The organism is Cytobacillus sp. MT66, from assembly GCF_058792595.1.
Window position 1 is genome coordinate 206,454 of record NZ_JBXAFB010000002.1, and the last position, 18,612, is coordinate 225,065.

Sequence of the window (18,612 nt, forward strand, 5' to 3'; positions counted from 1 at the left end):
GAATCGCCCAATGCATCGCGGTAAAGGTATGAAATTCGTAGGTGACTCACGTGTGCCTGCTGGACGTAAACCGAACATTCCGAAAGACTATTCTGAATATCCAGGGAAAACAGAGGCATTCTGGCCTAACTTCCTTTTAAAGGAATGGATGATCGGTGCTGTTTTCTTAGTAGGATTCTTATGTTTAACAGTAGCACATGAACCGCCTCTTGAAAAAATTGCTGATCCTAGTGATACAGCTTATATCCCTATGCCAGACTGGTATTTCTTATTCTTATACCAATTGTTAAAATACACTTATGCTTCAGGCCCATATAATATTATTGGTGCCTTAGTTATTCCTGGACTTGCTTTTGGCGGACTTTTACTGGCACCATTTATTGACCGAGGACCAGAGCGCCGTCCTTCTAAACGTCCATTTGCTACTGGATTTATGCTATTAGCTCTAGCAGCAATTACATTCTTAACATGGCAATCAGTAGCAACTCACGACTGGGAAGCTGCTGCAAAACAGGGTAAAATCGTAGCAGAGGTTGATATTGATACTTCTGCTGAAGGTTATAAAATCTTAGAAGCTAATAACTGTTTATCTTGTCATGGTGCTGAGTTAGCAGGTGGAGCTGGTGCACCGGCACTAATTGATACTGGACTTGCTCCTGACGAGATTAAAGACATTGCCCATAACGGCCGTGGCGCTATGCCTCCAGGTATGTTTAAAGGCACTGACGAAGAGTTAGAAAAACTAGCTGAATATATTTCTACTCTCGGAGCTGAATAATTTAAACTAAAAAAAGCTGGCGTTTTACGTCAGCTTTTTTAGGTACATATTGCACTTTTTTAGGTACATATTTCTAATTTTATGAAGAAAAGAGGGAAAAAATGAAGTGGATTTATACCCTTTTAGCCAATCGTGCAATACTCTGGCTTCTTTTGATTGTTAATATAGCAGGAACCGTGTACGGATACATTTGGTATAAGTGGCAGCTGGTTGAGACCCCAGCTAAATTTTTGCCTTTTGTCCCGGATAGTCCGACTGCAAGTTTGTTTTTTTGTTTTGTTCTGGTTGCCTTTTTATTGGGGAAAAACTGGCCTCTTCTTGAAGCATTAGCAATAGTCACTCTTGTTAAATACGGCATTTGGGCTGTTGTTATGAATTTATTAGTTTTCAAGGTGACCGGCGAGGTGGATCCGATTGCCTTGATGCTTATCATTTCTCATGGGGCTATGGCAGTGGAAGGGTTGCTGTATGCACCTTTTTACCGGATAAAAGGCTGGCATCTTGCTGTAGTGGCTGTTTGGACATTGCATAATGATGTGATTGATTATGTTTTCTTTATGCTTCCGCGATACCCGATACTAGACTTGTACATTCCACAAATAGGTTACTTTACATTCTGGCTGAGCATGTTCTCCATCGGTATTACAGCTTTTTTAGCCTTACGAAAAAACCGATACGAACTAAAGATTTACTGATTACATAAAACAGCCTTCTTTCTGCATGCGAAACTCTAAATACAGGTCTAACCTTGTCCACACTCTCATACATATTTAATAGGAATTTGAGGGGGGACAAGTATGAAAGCAAGGTTTTTAATTACAGTCTTAATGATTTTTCTTCTAATATTGCCCGTATCAGTATATGCAGAAGAATCCTCACCCGTTGATAAGTTGAATCAATTATCTGATGAAGCACTGCAGATGGTTAAGCTTCACCGATACGAGGATGCACAAAAACTTCTTGAATATTTTTCGGACCAGTTTTCATCCATTACAGGAAAAGAGCGTTCACTTTCTGCGGATGAATTAAGGATTATTACACTTTCTCATGATGAAGCTGTACAAGCTACTGCGAATGCAACGATGAATCATAATGAAAAAATCAATCGTGTCACCAAATTTAGGCTTGTCATTGATGCGATTACAAATCGGTATCAGCCACTCTGGACCGAATTGGAGTCTCCCATTATGTCCACTTTTGGACAAGTAAAAGAGGCAGTTTATAGTGGAGACCAGGATCAATTTAATGAAAACTTTAATAGTTTTTTGTCTTTATACGATATTATCTATCCGAGTATGAAAATTAACGTCGATTTTGAAAAAGTCCAGCAGATTGATGCCAGGATTAGCTTTATTGATCAATATCGTCCACAGGTCCTTACTGAGTCTGCAGGGCAGCAGCAAATTGAAGCATTGGAAGCTGACCTGCAGGGTCTTTTTGATGATTTGACTGAAGATGAAGCAGATCCATCGCTATGGTGGGTGATTATCTCAACAGGAAGTATTATTATCCTTACATTATCCTATGTTGGCTGGAGAAAATATAAGGGAGAACAAGAGCAAAAGGAAAGAAATCGCTCTAGAGAGCATAAACATTGACTTTTAGTTTTAGGTATAAATACAATTAATATATAGACCCCTACACTTTTTAAGATTGGTGCTTTAAAAGAAACATCCAAGATTCAGCTGAAAATAGGAGGAACAAAAGTGGGAGGATATTTAATATATTTTTTGATTATTATTCTAATTCCAATTTGGGCGCAGCTAAGGGTGAAAGGATCGTACTCAAAGTATTCGAGGGTTCCGTCTTCTTCACATATGCGAGGGGCTGAGGTTGCCAGAAGAATTCTTGATGCTAATGGTTTGTACCAGGTAGGAATAGAGGAAACTAGAGGTCATTTGACAGACCATTATGATCCCCGTACGAAGACAGTCCGGCTATCAACAGCGAATTATCATGGACATTCAGTTGCGGCTGCTGCCATTGCTGCACACGAATGCGGCCATGCGATTCAAGACCAGCAAGAATACGCATTTTTGCGTTTTCGCCACGCATTAGTACCTGTAGCAAATCTTGGATCAAATTTTTCATGGATATTAATTATGATTGGTTTTTTTGCAGGCATTTCAGGCTTTGTCCTTTTAGGTATCCTTTTTATGGCTGCTGCAGTGATTTTCCAGATTGTCACATTGCCGGTCGAGTTCAATGCATCTAATCGGGCGATGGATCAGGTTGTCGCTTTAGGTGTTATCAGAAATGATGAGGAAAGGGAAACAAAAAAAGTATTAAATGCAGCCGCTCTTACCTATGTCGCAGCCGCTGCAGTTGCAGTTGCGGAATTACTCCGCCTTCTTCTTATATATACTGGCATGCAAAGAGATGAATAGTAAATTAAAAGGGGCTGACAGTAAATGTCAGCCCCTTTATCTAGTCATGGATTGGCTGTTTATTTTCATCAAGGGTAAAACCTTCTCCAAGCACATCATGCACGACAGTGACGGAAACGAAGGCTTGCGGGTCCACGGATGTAATAACATTCTTCAGCCGGACAATTTCATTTTTCCCGACAACGCAATAAAGAACCTCACGATCCATTTTTGTAAAGGAACCGTGTCCTTTTAAGACAGTAACTCCACGTTCCATTTCTTTCATGATTCTTTCAGCAATCTCAGCATTTTTCTCGGAAATGATCATGGCCCCTCTTGCTGCATAGGCACCTTCCTGCATAAAGTCTATAACACGAGCCCCAACAAATACGGCAACAAGGGTATACATGGCTTCTCTATAAGATAGATAGAATATCAAGGATAGAGTAATGACCGAGGCGTCGAATATAAACATTGTTTTTCCCATTGGGACACCGGCAAATTTATTGACGAGTCTCGCAATAATATCGACTCCTCCTGTTGTTCCCCCAAAGCGGAAAATAGTTCCCAGTCCAACTCCGATAAAAACGCCTGCAAATAAGGCGGCTAAGGTTAAATCCTCTTTAAGCGGCATATGGATCTGATGGCGCTGAAAAATCCACAAAAACACGGAAACACTGACCGTGCCAAGTATGGTGTAATAAAAAGCGTGCCTGCCAAGCATTTTCCAGCCAATAAAAAACAGCGGAATATTCAATAATAAATTCGTATAAGACGGATCCAGGTTAAACAGGAAATATAGCAGAAGCGTTATACCAGTGAAGCCGCCTTCAGAAAGATTATTTTGCATATTAAAATGGACAATGCCAAATGAAAAAATTACAGATCCAAAAATAATAAATACGATATTTTTAAATTTCATAAAGTCCTCCATGAAATGAAATAAATCCCATTGCAACCATTTTGCCTGTTCAAAAGCAGGAAAGTCAAGCCATCCTCAAATTAACGCTTTAATGCACTGGGGGCCTGTCCCCCAATGGGTTAATGCGTTTAAGCAACGGGGGACAGGCCCCCGATGCGTTAAAGTGATAAAGCTATTTAGAAAAAAATATTTGTAAAAGCTTTGCTGTTTAGCTAACATGAAAGGAGAAAAACTATGGGATATTCCTATTAATACCGAGGTGAAAGGTTTTCATGGCAGGAAAGACAATGAAGCAGCTGCAGGATGAAGTGGATGCATACATAGGCCAGTTTAAGGAAGGGTATTTCAGCCCTTTGGCATTGACAGCAAGATTGACAGAGGAATTGGGGGAACTTGCACGTGAGGTAAACCATCAATTCGGAGAGAAACCGAAAAAATCAACAGAAACGGAGAAAGCAATCGAAGAGGAAATCGGCGATATGCTTTTTGTTCTCATTTGTTTTGCCAATTCTTTAAACATTGATCTGGAAAGAGCGCATGATATTGTCATGAACAAGTTTAATACAAGAGATAAAGATAGATGGACAAGAATAGAGGAGTAAAGGAGAACTAATTATGGAAAATGTTAAAGTTGTTATTGCAGGTCCACGCGGAAGAATGGGCAGAGAGGCAGTAAATCTAGTGCAAAGCACAGAAAATTATCAATTAGCAGCAGTTGTCGACCATAAGAATGACGGAGGGCTGCTAAGTGATTTTGAAGGTTTTACGGGATTAGACGTTCCCGTATACACAAACATTGGAGAATGCCTGCAAAAGGTAAATGCTGATGTATTAATTGACCTGACTACACCTGAATATGGTATGATGCACACAAAAACGGCATTAGAGAATGGTGTCAGACCTGTTGTAGGCACAACTGGTTTTTCAAAAGAAAACCTTAAAGAACTAGAGGATTTATGCCGTGAAAAAGGGATCGGCTGTGTGATTGCCCCGAATTTTGCCGTAGGTGCCGTGTTAATGATGAAGTTTGCTCAAATGGCTGGGAAATATTTTAATGACGTTGAAATTATCGAAATGCATCATGATCAAAAACTAGATGCTCCATCAGGTACAGCTGTAAAAACAGCAGAAATGATCGCTGAGGCAAGAAAACCGAAAATACAGGGACATCCTGACGAGAAGGAAACCATAGCTGGGGCAAGAGGTGCAAACTATGATGGCATGCATATCCATTCTGTACGCCTGCCAGGTTTAGTGGCTCATCAGCAAGTTATGTTTGGCTCAGAAGGGCAAACCTTACTAATCCGCCACGACTCCTACAACAGGGCTTCCTTTATGTCAGGTGTAAAACTGGCAGTAGATACAGTGCTAAATATTGATACATTAGTATATGGTCTTGAAAATATTATCGACTAAAGTGAGGGGATTAAATGAATATTGCCCTAATTGCCCATGATAAGAAGAAAAACGATATGGTTGGCTTTTCCACTGCCTATAAAGGCGTCCTACAGGAACATCAGCTTTTTGCTACCGGCACGACCGGGTCAAGAATAATGAGCGAAACAGGCTTGGAGATTCACCGGTTTCAAAGCGGTCCTTTTGGCGGAGACCAGGAAATTGGCGCAATGGTTGCCAAAAATAAGATGGACATGGTTATTTTCTTTAGAGATCCATTAACAGCACAGCCGCATGAGCCTGATGTCACTGCCCTTATTCGGCTTTGTGATGTTTATGCTGTTCCTCTCGCTACAAATATGGGAACGGCCGAATTGCTTATTAAAGGTTTAGAACGGGGAGATATGTCTTGGCGGACAATTGTCAATGGAAAAAGCGGTGATGAAAATGCAGCAAAACAAAAATAACAGCAAAGTTCAGTATGGTGACGTTCAATGAAAGCAAAACTCAAAATCGGCATCACCTGTTATCCGACTGTTGGCGGTTCGGGTGCTATTGCCACTGAGCTCGGAAAAAAGCTCGCAGAAAGAGGTTACGAAATTCATTTTATTTCTTCAAGCGTTCCCTTTCGTTTAAATAGAATGCATCCGAATATTTACTATCATCAAGTGGAAGTCAATCAATATTCTGTCTTCCAGTATCCGCCTTACGATATTGCGCTCGCCAGTAAAATGGCCGAAGTCATCGTTAGAGAGGATCTTGATCTGCTCCATGTTCACTATGCGATTCCTCATGCTGTCTGTGCCATTTTGGCGAAGCAAATGAGCGGGAAAGATATAAAGATTGTAACGACCCTTCATGGGACCGATATTACTGTTTTGGGCTATGATACGTCATTAACAGGCGCAATTAAATTTGGCATTGAAAAATCAGATGCTGTCACAGCTGTTTCACAGTCATTAACCGCCCAAACTTACGATCTAATTAAACCGAATCAGGCCATTAAGGTTGTTTACAATTTTATTGATGAACATGTTTATCGGCTGACAGATTCCTCTTATTTAAAAGAGGAATTTGACATTTTGCCCGAGGAGAAGGTTATCATCCATGTGTCTAATTTTCGGGCGGTCAAAAGGGTGCCAGATGTTGTTAAGACCTTTGCCCTAATTTCAGAGAAGCTTCCAGCAAAGCTTCTTCTTGTCGGGGACGGGCCAGAAATGACAGGTGTCTATCAGCTGGTACACCAGCTTGGTTTAGATCAAAAAGTTATTTTCCTAGGAAAACAGGATAATCTTGAGGAAATCTATTCGATTAGTGACTTAATGCTTCTCCTGTCTGAAAAAGAAAGTTTTGGCCTTGTTGCTCTTGAGGCTATGGCGTGTGGTGTTCCATGCATAGGAACAAATATCGGAGGTATCCCTGAGGTCATAACCGATTCTATAAACGGATACTTATGTGAGCTTGGCAATTATCAAGAAGCAGCAAATAAGGCTATTCCTCTTCTGAATAATAAAGATTTACATAGATCATTATCAAAAGAGGCAGCAAATACTGCCCATAGAAATTTTGCCTCAAAGTATATTGTTTCACAATACGAAGAGATCTACTATGAAATATTGGGAAATCGGTGAGCGACATGAAAGAACCTTTTTTAAATGCTGTTCCCCTCTTGGAAAAAATTGAAAAAGCGGGTTATGAGGCTTATTTTGTAGGCGGCTCTGTCAGGGATTTATTAATTGGCAGGGAAATCTCTGACGTTGACATCGCATCCTCGGCAACACCCGTGGAACTTAAAGCTATTTTTTCCAAAACCATTGATGTTGGAATTGAACACGGGACGATTGTCATTTTGTTCAACGGCATGGCTTATGAGGTGACGACGTTTCGTTCAGAATCAGAGTATGAAGATTTTCGCAGGCCTGCCGGGGTAGAATTTATCCGGTCTCTGCAAGATGACTTAATGCGAAGAGACTTTACAATGAACGCTATAGCTATGGATAAACAGGGGAAGCTTATTGATCCATTCAGGGGCACACAGGCGATAAAGGAACGCATGATTCGCACAGTTGGTGATCCTTTTGAGCGTTTCCGGGAAGATGGCTTGAGAATGATGCGAGCCATCCGTTTTCATAGTCAGCTTGGTTTTGAAATTGAAGATAAAACGTTAGATGCCTTGAAAGCATTAGCACCCTTGCTTAAGCACATTTCTGTTGAGCGAAAAACAATGGAATTCGAAAAGCTTTTAGCAGGTACATACCGAAAAGACGCAATTATTAAACTGACTGAAACAGACATCTATCAATTTTTGCCTGGTCTGGCAGACTTGAATAGTGAAATCACGCATATGGCGGAATATGACTGCGGTGATCTTTCCGTTGAGGAAATGTGGGCACTCCTTCTATTCCAATGTAAATGGCGGCAAAAAGAACTAGACGCCTTTTTAAAGGCATGGAAACTTCCAGTTAAAAAAATCCAATATATTAAATCGCTGCTTGCCTGGCTGAAAATAAGATTTGCAAAGAACTGGACAAAATCAGCATTATATCAGGCTGGTTTTATGATAGCGGCAGGAGCAGAACGCTTATTTAACATTCTCCATCATCAGGAAGCCAACCTTAATCTGGAACATTTGCAAAAAAGCTATGAAAGCCTTCCTATTAAAAAATTGACAGATCTTGAAATAAACGGGGGAGACCTGCAGGAATGGTTTCAGAAAAAGCCTGGGCCGTGGATAAAAGAAAAATTAAAAGCTGCCGAAGAAGCAGTTATTAATCAAGAAATAGAAAACAAAAAAGAAATCTTGAGGGAGTGGCTATCAGGGTGCAATCAGAACTAAGAAAAAAATTGCTTGATGCTTTTACAAACCATCAAGAGGAATATTTATCTGGTCAGTATTTGGCCGATCTAATTGGCTGCTCAAGAACTGCTGTCTGGAAACATATCGAAGACCTTCGCAAAGAAGGGTTTGAAATGGATGCGGTTCGGAGAAAGGGCTACCGTATTACAAAAGTTCCTGACAAAGTGACCGCCGATGAGATTACTCTTGGTTTGAAAACAAATATTTTGGGGAGACACATACATTACGAAGAAAGTGTTGATTCCACCCAAAAAATTGCCCATCGGCTTGTTCAGGATGAGGCACCAGAAGGAACCATTGTTGTTGCTGAAGAACAGGTATCTGGACGGGGCAGAATGGGGAGGAATTTTTATTCGCCCAAATATACCGGTATTTTTATGAGTGTGATTTTAAGACCCAATATCCCGCCGCCAAAAGCACCGCAGCTTACTCTGATTACAGCGGTTGCTATTGTACAGGCCATAGAGGAAATGCTTGAGATAAGCCCGCAAATTAAATGGCCAAATGATATTTTAATTAATGGTAAAAAAATTACGGGCATTTTAACAGAGCTTATTGCAGACGCTGATCGTATTCAATCGATTATTATAGGAATTGGCATCAATGTTAACCAGGAACAAAAAGATTTTCCTGATGAATTGAAGGAAATTGCTGGATCGCTTGCGATTGCATGCAAAAAGCAAATAAAACGCTCAGAGTTAATTCAGCATGTTCTTATGAAATTAGAGCAATTATATTTGCTTTATTTAGAAAAAGGCTTTTACCCGATTAAGCTTATGTGGGAAAGCTATGCCATTAGTGTTGGCAGGGAAATTACAGCTAGAACGCTTACTGGCAGCATTCATGGCTTTGCTAAGGGAATTACAGAAGATGGGGTCCTTTTAATTGAGGATGCAGCCGGAAAAGTTCATGAAATCTATTCTGCTGATATTGAAATAAACAACCAATAATTTTCAAAAAAAAAATTATAGTCAAATGTTCTAAATTTTTGTTATACTCTTAGTGTTAAGCTTGAGCGTTACTAAAAATATCTTACTAAATAAAACTCTTGCTTTTCGTGTTATTCTGGGCAGTATCCTCTCGTGAACTGCACCGCTAAATCTTTTTTATACTTATAGATTTTCTGCCTAGATCCAAAATAGGACCGGGACAGAGGGATGAGACACTTTACTAAGGGACAAAAATTCTAAATCCTTCTGTATTTTCAGAAGGATTTTTATTTTTGCACGCCATTCACCCTCTTCCTTAATTAAGGAGGAAAAAAATGAAGAAGACGACTGATTTTTTGAAAATGAAGCATGCAGGAGAAAAGATCGTCATGTTAACAGCCTACGATTATCCAAGTGCAAAACAGGCTGAAGAAGCGGCAGTCGATATGATTTTGGTCGGAGATTCGCTTGGAATGGTTGTTTTAGGTTATGACTCGACGATTCCTGTAACCATGGAGGATATGATTCATCATACAAAAGCGGTGAAAAGAGGCGCGAGACAGACCTTTGTTGTTACAGATATGCCGTTTATGAGCTATCATCTTTCTGTTCGCGACACGCTCCTAAATGGGGCAAAGCTTATCCAGGAGGCTGGTGCTCATGCCGTTAAGATTGAGGGCGCCGATGATGAAGTTCTTGCTGGAATTAAGGCATTAACCAAGGCAGGCATTCCGGTTGTTGGCCATATTGGATTAACACCGCAGTCTGTCGGTGTCCTTGGCGGTTATAAAGTACAGGGGAAAAATGCAGCTGCTGCCAGAAAATTGATTGATGATGCAAGGAAATGTGAAGAAGCAGGAGCTTTTGCTATTGTTGTTGAGTGTATTCCAAAGCAGTTAGGCAAAGAGGTTTCAGACGTGCTGCAAATTCCGGTGATCGGTATTGGAGCAGGACCGCAGACAGATGGACAAGTACTTGTTTATCATGACATTCTTACTTATGGCGTAGAAAGACTTCCGAAATTTGCAAAGCCATATGCCAATATTGGACAAAAGACCGTAGAGGGATTATCTTCCTATGTCTTTGAAGTAAAAGGCGGCATCTTCCCGGATGACCAGCATAGTTTTTCCATGAAGGAAGAGGAGCTTTTAAGTATGTATGGAGGAAAAGCATGAAGATCATCACAAGAATAACAGATATGCAAAATCTCTCAGCAAGTGAGAAAAAGTGCGGTAAATCAATTGGCTATGTGCCAACAATGGGTTTTTTGCATGAAGGACACTTAACCCTTATTGATCGTGCAAGGGCGGAAAACGATCTTGTCATTGTCAGCATTTTTGTTAATCCTCTGCAATTTGGCCCAAAAGAGGATCTTAGCAGCTATCCAAGAGATTTTGAACGTGACTGTAAGCTTCTGGAAAAACACAAGGCAGATTACGTGTTTTATCCATCGGCTGAGGAAATGTATCCGCGTTCATTATCCGTAACAGTAAAAGTCCAAGATCGCTCAGATGTATTATGCGGAAAGTCTCGTCCGGGGCATTTTGACGGAGTGGCAACCGTTCTTACGAAGCTGTTTTCTATTATTCAGCCTGAGAAGGTATATTTCGGCTTAAAAGACGCTCAGCAAGTGGCTGTTGTCGACGGACTTGTTTCTGATTTCAACCTCCCTATAGAAATTGTACCTGTAGATACAGTAAGGGAAGATGATGGCCTAGCCAAAAGCTCACGCAACGTGAACCTTCTGCCTGAGGAAAGATTGCAAGCCCCAACTCTCTATCAAAGCCTTATTGAAGCAAAGAAAATGATTTTAGCCGGCGAAAGTAATCCTAAGGCTGTCATTGCATACATGAAAGATATGATCAGCGAGGGCACGGATGGCATTATTGATTATGTTGAGATTTATTCTTACCCTGAACTAAAGGAAATAAAAAAGCTGCATGGAAAGGTGATTATTGCCCTGGCAGTTAAATTTACAAAAGCCCGATTAATTGACAATGTAATCATAGACATAGACGGAAACGACCAATAGGGGGGTAACCACATGTTTCGCACCATGATGAACGGAAAAATTCACCGCGCTGCAGTAACAGAAGCAAATTTAAATTATGTTGGAAGTATTACCATCGATTCAGATATTCTTGATGCTGCAGGAATGCTGCCAAATGAAAAGGTTCAGATTGTTAATAATAATAATGGAGCCAGATTTGAGACCTATATCATTCCTGGCCAAAGGGGAAGCGGTGTGATCTGCGTAAACGGCGCTGCCGCCAGATTGGTTCAAGAAGGCGATATCGTTATTATTATTTCTTATGCTTTAGTAGCTGAAGAAAAAGTATTATCACATAAACCAAAAGTTGTGATCATGGACAGCAATAATAAAATAAAAGAACTGGTTCATCAAGAACCCGAAGCAACCGTTTTTTAATATAGTGAAAAGGGGTCGAAGACTTTGTCTTTGGCCCCTTTTTACATAAATAAGTTCAAATTATCCCTTTACCTTTATGATTTTGCTATTTAGTTGATCCTCGCTGCAGGCGCGTAGACTCCTGCGAGAGTGCGGGACAGGGGAGACCCCGCAGGAGAGTTTGCGACGAGGAGGCTTCCCGAACCGCCCGCGGGAAGTGTAGCGCCTTTAGCGGAAATCAACGGATAAGTTTTGGCAAAAATAAAAAACGGCATAATAGGCTAAAAATAAACATAAGGCGAGATATTTCTTTTTCTTTTTCTGTTTTTATGGTACCGTTTTGATTGATGAATATTTGAGGTGTATAAAATGGGTAATAAATTTGTGGTCATTGATTTAGAAACAACAGGAAACGCTCCGAAAAAGGGCGATAAAATCATTCAATTCGCCGCAGTGGTCGTCGAAAATGGAAAAATTACAGAAGAATTTTCTTCGCTTATTAATCCTGGCCAGACCATTTCTCCTTTCATTGAAGAATTAACGGGTCTAACGGATGAGATGGTAAAGGATGCTCCTGTTTTTTCTGAAATTGCCCCAAAGGTTGTCAGCCTATTGGATGATGCTTATTTTGTTGCCCATAATGTCCTTTTTGATCTATCCTTTTTACAGGAAGAGTTATCGGAGGCAGGCTTTCCAAGCTTCTATGGCCCTATTTTAGATACAGTAGAGATGGCGCGGGTCCTTTTGCCGACTGCTGACAGCTATCAGTTATCAGAATTGGCTGCGCAAGAGGGGTTTGATCATGAACGGCCGCATCAGGCGGACAGTGATGCATACGTAACGGCAGAGCTTTTGCTGCTTATGATGGATCGTCTTTATCAATTGCCGCAAAACACCGTTAGACAGCTCCAGAGGCTCTCTGGGGGGCTGAAAAGTGATTTAGACCTGCTTATTGATCAAGTAATTTCCGAAAAAGAATCTTCCATCGAAACACTCGCAGAAGACCTGGAAATTCACCGGGGTATTACATTGAGAAAATATCAGGCAAACGAGGGGCAAGATGCTTCGGAAGTAAATCAGAAGATGGCATATCCCGTGGAGAAAGCTGATAAAATAGAGCTATTGAAAAAGGCCTTTCCTGACTTTGAACTCCGTATGGGACAGTTTCAGATGATGGATTCTGTATTTTGTGCTTTTAATGAAGGAAATCATACAATGATTGAAGCAGGAACAGGGGTAGGTAAATCTTTAGCTTATTTGATTCCCGCTGCTTTTTACGGAAAGCAAATCAATAAGCCCATTGTTATAAGTACATATACAACGCAGCTTCAGGAGCAATTATTAAATAAGGATATTCCCCTTTTGAAAAACATGATTCCCTTTCCCATTCATGCAGTCTTGCTAAAAGGGAGAAGCCACTATTTGAGCCTGGCGAAGTTTGAGCAGGCGCTGAAAGAAATAGAAGATAATTACGATATTATCCTAACAAAAATGCAAATCCTCGTGTGGCTGACAGAAACCAGCACAGGGGATGTGGATGAGTTAAACCTATCAAGCGGCGGAAGGACATTCTGGAACAAAATAAAGAATGATGAAACCGTATTTTTTCAGAAAAAAACCTGGCTCGCAAAAGACTTTTATTTACGGGCAAGGAAAGCTGCTGAAAAGTCTGAAATGATCATTACGAATCATTCGTTTCTAATGTCCGATTTAACGGCAGACAAGGCCATTTTGCCTTCTTACAGCCATGTGGTGATAGATGAGGGGCATCATTTTGTAAAAGCAGCCGGTAAATACTTTGGTTTATCACTGGATTATCTGAGTACACGGATACTGCTTAATCAGATTGGTAACTATGATCAAAAGCAATTGCTTTACAAGCTTGAACAGCTTCTGGAAAAAGCCAATTTAAGTGAGAGACGTCTGGCACACAGTTTTGAAATCAGCCAATTAATGCAGAACCTGACCTTTGAGATGGATGAATTTTTTAAGGTAATTGGAATTTTTGCGAAAAGAAAAGCAAAATCCAGAAAAAATGAGCACCGTATTAGCTGCAGGTTTTCATTCAATGATTCCAGCAGAGAATGGCAGGCAATGAAAACTGAAGCCGAACGCTTTATGTTCCTAATGAAGGATTTGATAGCGATATTGCAGGATCGCCTTGAGGTTACTTCAAATGGGCAAATTTCATTGTCTGCAAAGGAAAAGTCCCTTTTAGATGAGCTCACATCTGCAATAGGTCAGTTAGAGAAATTAACTAAAGCAATTAGAGGAATCTTTTTATTCCCTGAAGAGGGCTATGTTGCTTGGATCGAAATGGATGTGAGGTCGGCGCAAAATGCAACAACTGTCTATCTTCAGCCAGTTTCCATCGGTTCCTTTTTACAAGACAGATTCTTTCGTGAAAAGAAAAGTGCTGTAATCACGTCAGCAACCTTGTCTGTTAAAAACTCATTTGACTATATGATGTCCGAAATGGGGTTAACATCCTTTGATTGCACTGTTGAGCAGATTCAATCCCCATTTGATTATACAGAGCAGGTAAAGTTAATGGTGCCAGATGATTTACCAGAAGTGAATGCCGTCCCTTTAGAGGAATATGTTGCAGCAATTAGCGAACATATTATTTCTATTGCTGAAGCAACGAAGGGAAGGATGCTTATTTTATTTACTTCCCATGAAATGCTGAAGAAAACACATGAATTAATTAAAGAATCCGGTTTCTTAGATGATTTTGCCATTATTGCACAAGGAATCTCAAGCGGAAGCCGATCAAGGTTAACTAGAAATTTCCAGCGTTTTGATAAAGCGATTTTATTAGGAACAAACAGCTTTTGGGAAGGTATAGATATCCCTGGGGAAGATCTAACATGCTTAATCATCGTCCGGCTGCCGTTTTCTCCGCCAGATGAACCGATGACAGAAGCTAAATGCGAGCTAATCAAAGAAAAGGGCGGAAACCCATTTGCAGACTACTGCCTGCCAGAAGCTGTCATTCGTTTCAAACAGGGCTTCGGCAGATTAATTCGAACAACCAAAGACCGAGGCTTTATATTCGTCTTCGACCGTAGAATCATCACAACATCCTACGGAAAAGCATTCCTAAACTCCATCCCGCCCATACCAGTTGAAAAAGGAGATTTAGGAGAACAGATAAACAAAATTCATTCTTGGATATAATAAAATTTTAAAGCGCCATTTTGTTAGTTGATTGGAGTGGAGGGGGCGTAGACTCCTGGGGAATCAGCGTTGAAGTGAGACCCCACAGGAGCGGCAGCTCCGAGGAGGCTCACAAAACGCCACCCGGAAAGCGAAGCTCCCGGAGCGGAAATCAACTTTTACCATACCCAAAAAAAGGCTGCGCTATGTTGGCGCAGCTAAATGACGTATGGTGGATTAGAAGATATTTTATTAAAAGGGTTACTGCTTTATATTAAAAACAATTAAGTTTTAAATGCTTTGTACATATAGTTTGTCCGAAAAACCCTGTCATATCACTTACAATTATTGTTGTTCTTGAGGAGGAATTCCATTATGGAAAGTAAAATTGAAGTTCTGTCCACGGTCAAAATCGAGCTGAGCTCAGATCTATATAAAATAGTTGATCTTCTAAACAGAACCTTAAAAGAAAAAGACTTAATGTTTGGCCTTGCCCTTGACAAAGATGATCAAAATAAAGCAATTTTTTCAATTTATCGGACATAAGAAGAGTGACAAATGTGAAAAAAATAATTATTATTATACTAATTATAGTTCTAGTCGTAATCGGTATTAGCAGCTGTATTTATTTAAACGCAGTTGATCCAATTGATGCCGCCCAAGAAAAAGCTGTGAAAATAGCCAAAGAGGAAAGTGATCTTCAGGAAATTGAAGATTTTTCCGTATATAATGGTGAAGAGACCTATTACGTTATAAAAGGCAAGAATCAGTATGGTACCGGCATTTATATTTGGATCCCAGAAAAAAAGGGCAGAATTATTGTCCGTAAACAATCGGATGGAATTTCCAATAAAGAGGCGGTAGATAAATTAATGGAGGAAAAAAATCCCACCGAAATTATATCCGTCCGTCTTGGAATGGAAAAGAATATCCCACTTTGGGAAATTTACTATCGTTCAGAAGGGAATTTAATCAATTATTATTATGTTGATTTTAAAACCGGAGAATGGCTGAAAAAAATTGAAAACTTGTGACATGAGTTTATCATGAACTTCTTAGAAGAAAGTGGAGGACTAGAAATGGAAATTCAACTTGCTCAACGGGTTAAAGCATTAACACCATCAACAACACTTGCCATCACAGCCAAGGCAAAAGAATTAAAAGCTCAAGGATTTGATGTTATTGGGCTAGGTGCAGGCGAGCCTGATTTTAATACGCCGCAGCATATTATTGATGCCGCAGCAAAATCAATGAATGAAGGCCATACGAAATATACACCTGCTGCAGGGCTTCCGGCCTTAAAAAATGAAATTGCTAAAAAGTTCTCTAATGATCAGGGGATTGACTATAATGCAAATGAAATTTTTGTCGGCAGCGGTGCTAAACACGTATTATATACACTTTTCCAGGCTCTTCTTGATGAAGGGGATGAAGTCATTATCCCTATTCCATACTGGGTCAGCTATCCTGAACAAGTAAAATTGGCTGATGGTGTTCCGGTATATGTTGAAGGAAAAGAAGAAAATGATTTTAAGATTACACCAAATGAATTAGAAGCAGTGTTAACTGAAAAAACAAGAGCTGTTATTATAAATTCTCCAAGCAATCCAACGGGCATGCTTTATTCAAAAGAAGAATTAAAAGCGCTTGGTGAGGTCTGTCTAAAGCATAATATTCTTATTGTCTCAGATGAAATTTATGAAAAGCTTGTATATGACGGAAACAATCATGTATCCATTGCGCAAATTTCCCCTGAGCTTAAAGAACAAACGATGATTATTAATGGTGTTTCCAAATCCCATTCCATGACAGGGTGGAGAATTGGTTATGCTGCAGGAAATCAGGCTTTAATCAAGGCAATGACTAACCTTGCAAGCCATAGCACTTCAAACCCGACTACAACAGCCCAATACGGAGCAATTGCTGCCTATGCAGGCCCGCAGGAAAAGGTTGAAGAAATGAGAATGGCATTTGAAAGACGCTTAAATACCATATATGAAAAATTAACCGCTATACCTGGGTTTACATGTGTTAAGCCACAGGGTGCCTTCTACTTTTTCCCAAATGTGAAAAAAGCAGCTGAGCTTACTGGCTATAACAATGTAGACGATTTTGTTCAAGCCCTGCTTGAAGAGGCGATGGTGGCAGTTGTTCCTGGTTCTGGCTTTGGATCACCAAATAATATCCGTCTATCCTATGCAACCTCACTTGAATTATTGGAAAAAGCAGTCGAGCGGATGCGTGAATTTGTTGAAAAGAAAATGTGATCATATTAGGGCAGCTATAAGCTGTCCTTTTCTATTTGCTTGTCTTTGTCTCAAAATGTATAATTAATGCTGATACATACAAGATTTGCAAGTTTTTGGAGGGAACATTGTGGTTAATAAAATAACAATTGCTGAAAGTCCTAAATTCGTTGATCAGGAAGTGAAAATCGGTGCTTGGGTAGCCAATAAGCGCTCAAGCGGAAAAATAGCCTTCCTGCAGCTTCGTGATGGAACGGGATTTATTCAAGGCGTTCTTGTAAAAAGTGAGGTTCCTGAAGAGGTATTTCAGACAGCGAAATCAATTACGCAAGAGTCTTCTATATATGTAACAGGTAAAATTCAAAAGGATGAAAGATCTCCATTTGGCTATGAAATGCTGGTAAGCGGCATTGAGCTTATCCATGCAGCGGTGGATTACCCGATTACACCGAAAGAGCATGGGACAGAGTTCTTAATGGATCATCGCCATCTTTGGCTTCGTTCCCGCCGTCAGCATGCGGTCATGAAGGTTAGGAACGAGATCATTCGTGCAACATATGAGTTTTTTAATGAAAATGGCTTTTCAAAGGTTGATCCGCCAATCTTAACTGGAAGTGCTCCTGAGGGAACATCTGAATTATTTCATACCAAATATTTTGATGAAGATGCATACCTTTCACAAAGCGGACAATTATATATGGAAGCGGCTGCTATGGCGCTTGGAAAGGTCTTTTCATTTGGCCCAACCTTCCGTGCGGAAAAATCAAAAACACGCCGTCACTTAATTGAATTTTGGATGATTGAACCAGAGATGGCGTTTTATGAGCATGAAGACAGCTTAAAGCTTCAGGAAAATTATGTCTCTTATATTGTCCAGTCTGTGTTAAAAAATTGTTCTGTTGAGCTAAAAACACTTGGCCGCGACACTGCGAAGCTTGAACAGGTAAAAGCGCCATTCCCGCGCATCACCTATGATGAAGCAATTGAATTCCTTCATAAAAAAGGTTTTGATGATATTCAATGGGGTGACGACTTTGGAGCACCGCATGAAACTGCGATTGCAAAAAGCTATGAAAAACCTGTATTTATTACCAAATACCCTACGACTATCAAGCCATTCTACATGCAGCCAGATCCTGAGAGGGAAGATGTTGTCTTATGTGCCGATTTAATTGCACCAGAAGGCTATGGAGAAATTATTGGCGGCTCTGAGCGTATTCATGATTACGACTTGTTAAAATCAAGACTGGAAGAACACAATCTTGATTTAGAAGCGTATGGCTGGTATTTAGAACTTCGCAAATATGGCTCCGTGCCGCATTCTGGCTTCGGGTTAGGACTAGAAAGAACAGTTGCCTGGATCAGCGGGGTAGAGCACGTTCGCGAAACCATTCCATTCCCGCGTTTATTAAACCGCTTATACCCATAATAAAAAATCCGCATTTTGCGGATTTTTTTACTGTGGATGAGTGAAGGTGAAAAATACTTTTAGAAAAATCGAACCGTTCTTTCTTTTTACAAGGAGATATGATTTTCTGCTATACTATTTAAAG

19 protein-coding genes are annotated in these 18,612 nt (G+C 40.2%); 18 read left to right on the top strand and 1 reads right to left on the bottom strand.

The features are described from left to right. The first annotated feature begins 10 nt into the window (after nucleotides 1–10). The 4 genes from AC1Q59_RS04270 (at nucleotide 11) to AC1Q59_RS04285 (ending at nucleotide 3,165) form a co-directional block, all read left to right on the top strand. Nucleotides 11–778: a c-type cytochrome gene (locus tag AC1Q59_RS04270; RefSeq protein WP_492364550.1), complete on the top strand. Its 768-nt coding sequence runs from the start codon at nucleotides 11–13 to the stop codon at nucleotides 776–778. 101 nt (nucleotides 779–879) lie between these two features. Further along, nucleotides 880–1,473, top strand: a complete 594-nt coding sequence (gene lhaT, locus AC1Q59_RS04275) for a lipoprotein heptaprenylglyceryl N-acetyltransferase LhaT (RefSeq protein ID WP_492364551.1) — start codon at nucleotides 880–882, stop codon at nucleotides 1,471–1,473. A 102-nt stretch (nucleotides 1,474–1,575) separates the two neighbouring features. Then, a complete protein-coding gene (ypjB, locus tag AC1Q59_RS04280) occupies nucleotides 1,576–2,376 on the top strand; it encodes a sporulation protein YpjB (protein ID WP_492364552.1) in 801 nt (266 codons plus the stop codon). 108 nt (nucleotides 2,377–2,484) lie between these two features. Then, on the top strand, nucleotides 2,485–3,165 hold the full coding sequence (locus AC1Q59_RS04285; RefSeq protein WP_492364553.1) for a zinc metallopeptidase: 681 nt from the start codon (nucleotides 2,485–2,487) through the stop codon (nucleotides 3,163–3,165). Nucleotides 3,166–3,205: 40 nt separating this feature from the next. Here AC1Q59_RS04285 and AC1Q59_RS04290 read toward each other — a convergent pair whose 3' ends face one another. Then, on the bottom strand, nucleotides 3,206–4,066 hold the full coding sequence (locus AC1Q59_RS04290; RefSeq protein ID WP_492364554.1) for a YitT family protein: 861 nt from the start codon (nucleotides 4,064–4,066) through the stop codon (nucleotides 3,206–3,208). A gap of 272 nt (nucleotides 4,067–4,338) precedes the next feature. Between AC1Q59_RS04290 and AC1Q59_RS04295 the strand changes: the two genes are divergently transcribed. The 14 genes from AC1Q59_RS04295 (at nucleotide 4,339) to asnS (ending at nucleotide 18,488) form a co-directional block, all read left to right on the top strand. After that, nucleotides 4,339–4,668 carry a nucleotide pyrophosphohydrolase gene (locus tag AC1Q59_RS04295; RefSeq protein ID WP_492364555.1) on the top strand — a complete coding sequence of 110 codons (330 nt, stop codon included), beginning with the start codon at nucleotides 4,339–4,341 and terminating at the stop codon, nucleotides 4,666–4,668. Between the two features lie 13 nt (nucleotides 4,669–4,681). After that, nucleotides 4,682–5,482: a 4-hydroxy-tetrahydrodipicolinate reductase gene (dapB, locus tag AC1Q59_RS04300; protein WP_492364556.1), complete on the top strand. Its 801-nt coding sequence runs from the start codon at nucleotides 4,682–4,684 to the stop codon at nucleotides 5,480–5,482. A 14-nt stretch (nucleotides 5,483–5,496) separates the two neighbouring features. Then, a complete protein-coding gene (mgsA, locus tag AC1Q59_RS04305; protein ID WP_492364557.1) occupies nucleotides 5,497–5,928 on the top strand; it encodes a methylglyoxal synthase in 432 nt (143 codons plus the stop codon). A gap of 27 nt (nucleotides 5,929–5,955) precedes the next feature. After that, nucleotides 5,956–7,092, top strand: a complete 1,137-nt coding sequence (gene bshA / locus AC1Q59_RS04310; protein WP_492364558.1) for an N-acetyl-alpha-D-glucosaminyl L-malate synthase BshA — start codon at nucleotides 5,956–5,958, stop codon at nucleotides 7,090–7,092. Between the two features lie 5 nt (nucleotides 7,093–7,097). Further along, entirely contained in the window at nucleotides 7,098–8,297 is a 1,200-nt protein-coding gene (locus tag AC1Q59_RS04315; protein ID WP_492364559.1) for a CCA tRNA nucleotidyltransferase, read from the top strand. Beyond that, a complete protein-coding gene (locus AC1Q59_RS04320; RefSeq protein WP_492364560.1) occupies nucleotides 8,282–9,268 on the top strand; it encodes a biotin--[acetyl-CoA-carboxylase] ligase in 987 nt (328 codons plus the stop codon). Before AC1Q59_RS04315 ends, AC1Q59_RS04320 begins: the two co-directional genes overlap by 16 nt. 314 nt (nucleotides 9,269–9,582) lie before the next feature. After that, nucleotides 9,583–10,422 carry a 3-methyl-2-oxobutanoate hydroxymethyltransferase gene (gene panB / locus AC1Q59_RS04325; protein WP_492364561.1) on the top strand — a complete coding sequence of 280 codons (840 nt, stop codon included), beginning with the start codon at nucleotides 9,583–9,585 and terminating at the stop codon, nucleotides 10,420–10,422. Continuing rightward, on the top strand, nucleotides 10,419–11,279 hold the full coding sequence (gene panC, locus AC1Q59_RS04330) for a pantoate--beta-alanine ligase (RefSeq protein WP_492364562.1): 861 nt from the start codon (nucleotides 10,419–10,421) through the stop codon (nucleotides 11,277–11,279). The genes panB and panC overlap by 4 nt, the downstream gene beginning before the upstream one ends. A 12-nt stretch (nucleotides 11,280–11,291) precedes the next feature. Then, a complete protein-coding gene (gene panD, locus AC1Q59_RS04335; protein WP_492364563.1) occupies nucleotides 11,292–11,675 on the top strand; it encodes an aspartate 1-decarboxylase in 384 nt (127 codons plus the stop codon). Between the two features lie 348 nt (nucleotides 11,676–12,023). After that, nucleotides 12,024–14,834, top strand: a complete 2,811-nt coding sequence (dinG, locus tag AC1Q59_RS04340) for an ATP-dependent DNA helicase DinG (protein ID WP_492364564.1) — start codon at nucleotides 12,024–12,026, stop codon at nucleotides 14,832–14,834. A gap of 354 nt (nucleotides 14,835–15,188) precedes the next feature. Beyond that, entirely contained in the window at nucleotides 15,189–15,359 is a 171-nt protein-coding gene (locus AC1Q59_RS04345) for a YpmA family protein (protein ID WP_492364565.1), read from the top strand. 14 nt (nucleotides 15,360–15,373) lie between these two features. Further along, a complete protein-coding gene (locus tag AC1Q59_RS04350) occupies nucleotides 15,374–15,847 on the top strand; it encodes a cell wall elongation regulator TseB-like domain-containing protein (RefSeq protein ID WP_492364566.1) in 474 nt (157 codons plus the stop codon). 45 nt (nucleotides 15,848–15,892) lie between these two features. Continuing rightward, complete coding sequence (locus tag AC1Q59_RS04355) at nucleotides 15,893–17,080, top strand: pyridoxal phosphate-dependent aminotransferase (RefSeq protein ID WP_492364567.1); 1,188 nt, start codon at nucleotides 15,893–15,895, stop codon at nucleotides 17,078–17,080. A 109-nt stretch (nucleotides 17,081–17,189) separates the two neighbouring features. Then, on the top strand, nucleotides 17,190–18,488 hold the full coding sequence (gene asnS, locus AC1Q59_RS04360) for an asparagine--tRNA ligase (protein ID WP_492364568.1): 1,299 nt from the start codon (nucleotides 17,190–17,192) through the stop codon (nucleotides 18,486–18,488). Nucleotides 18,489–18,612 lie beyond the last annotated feature (124 nt).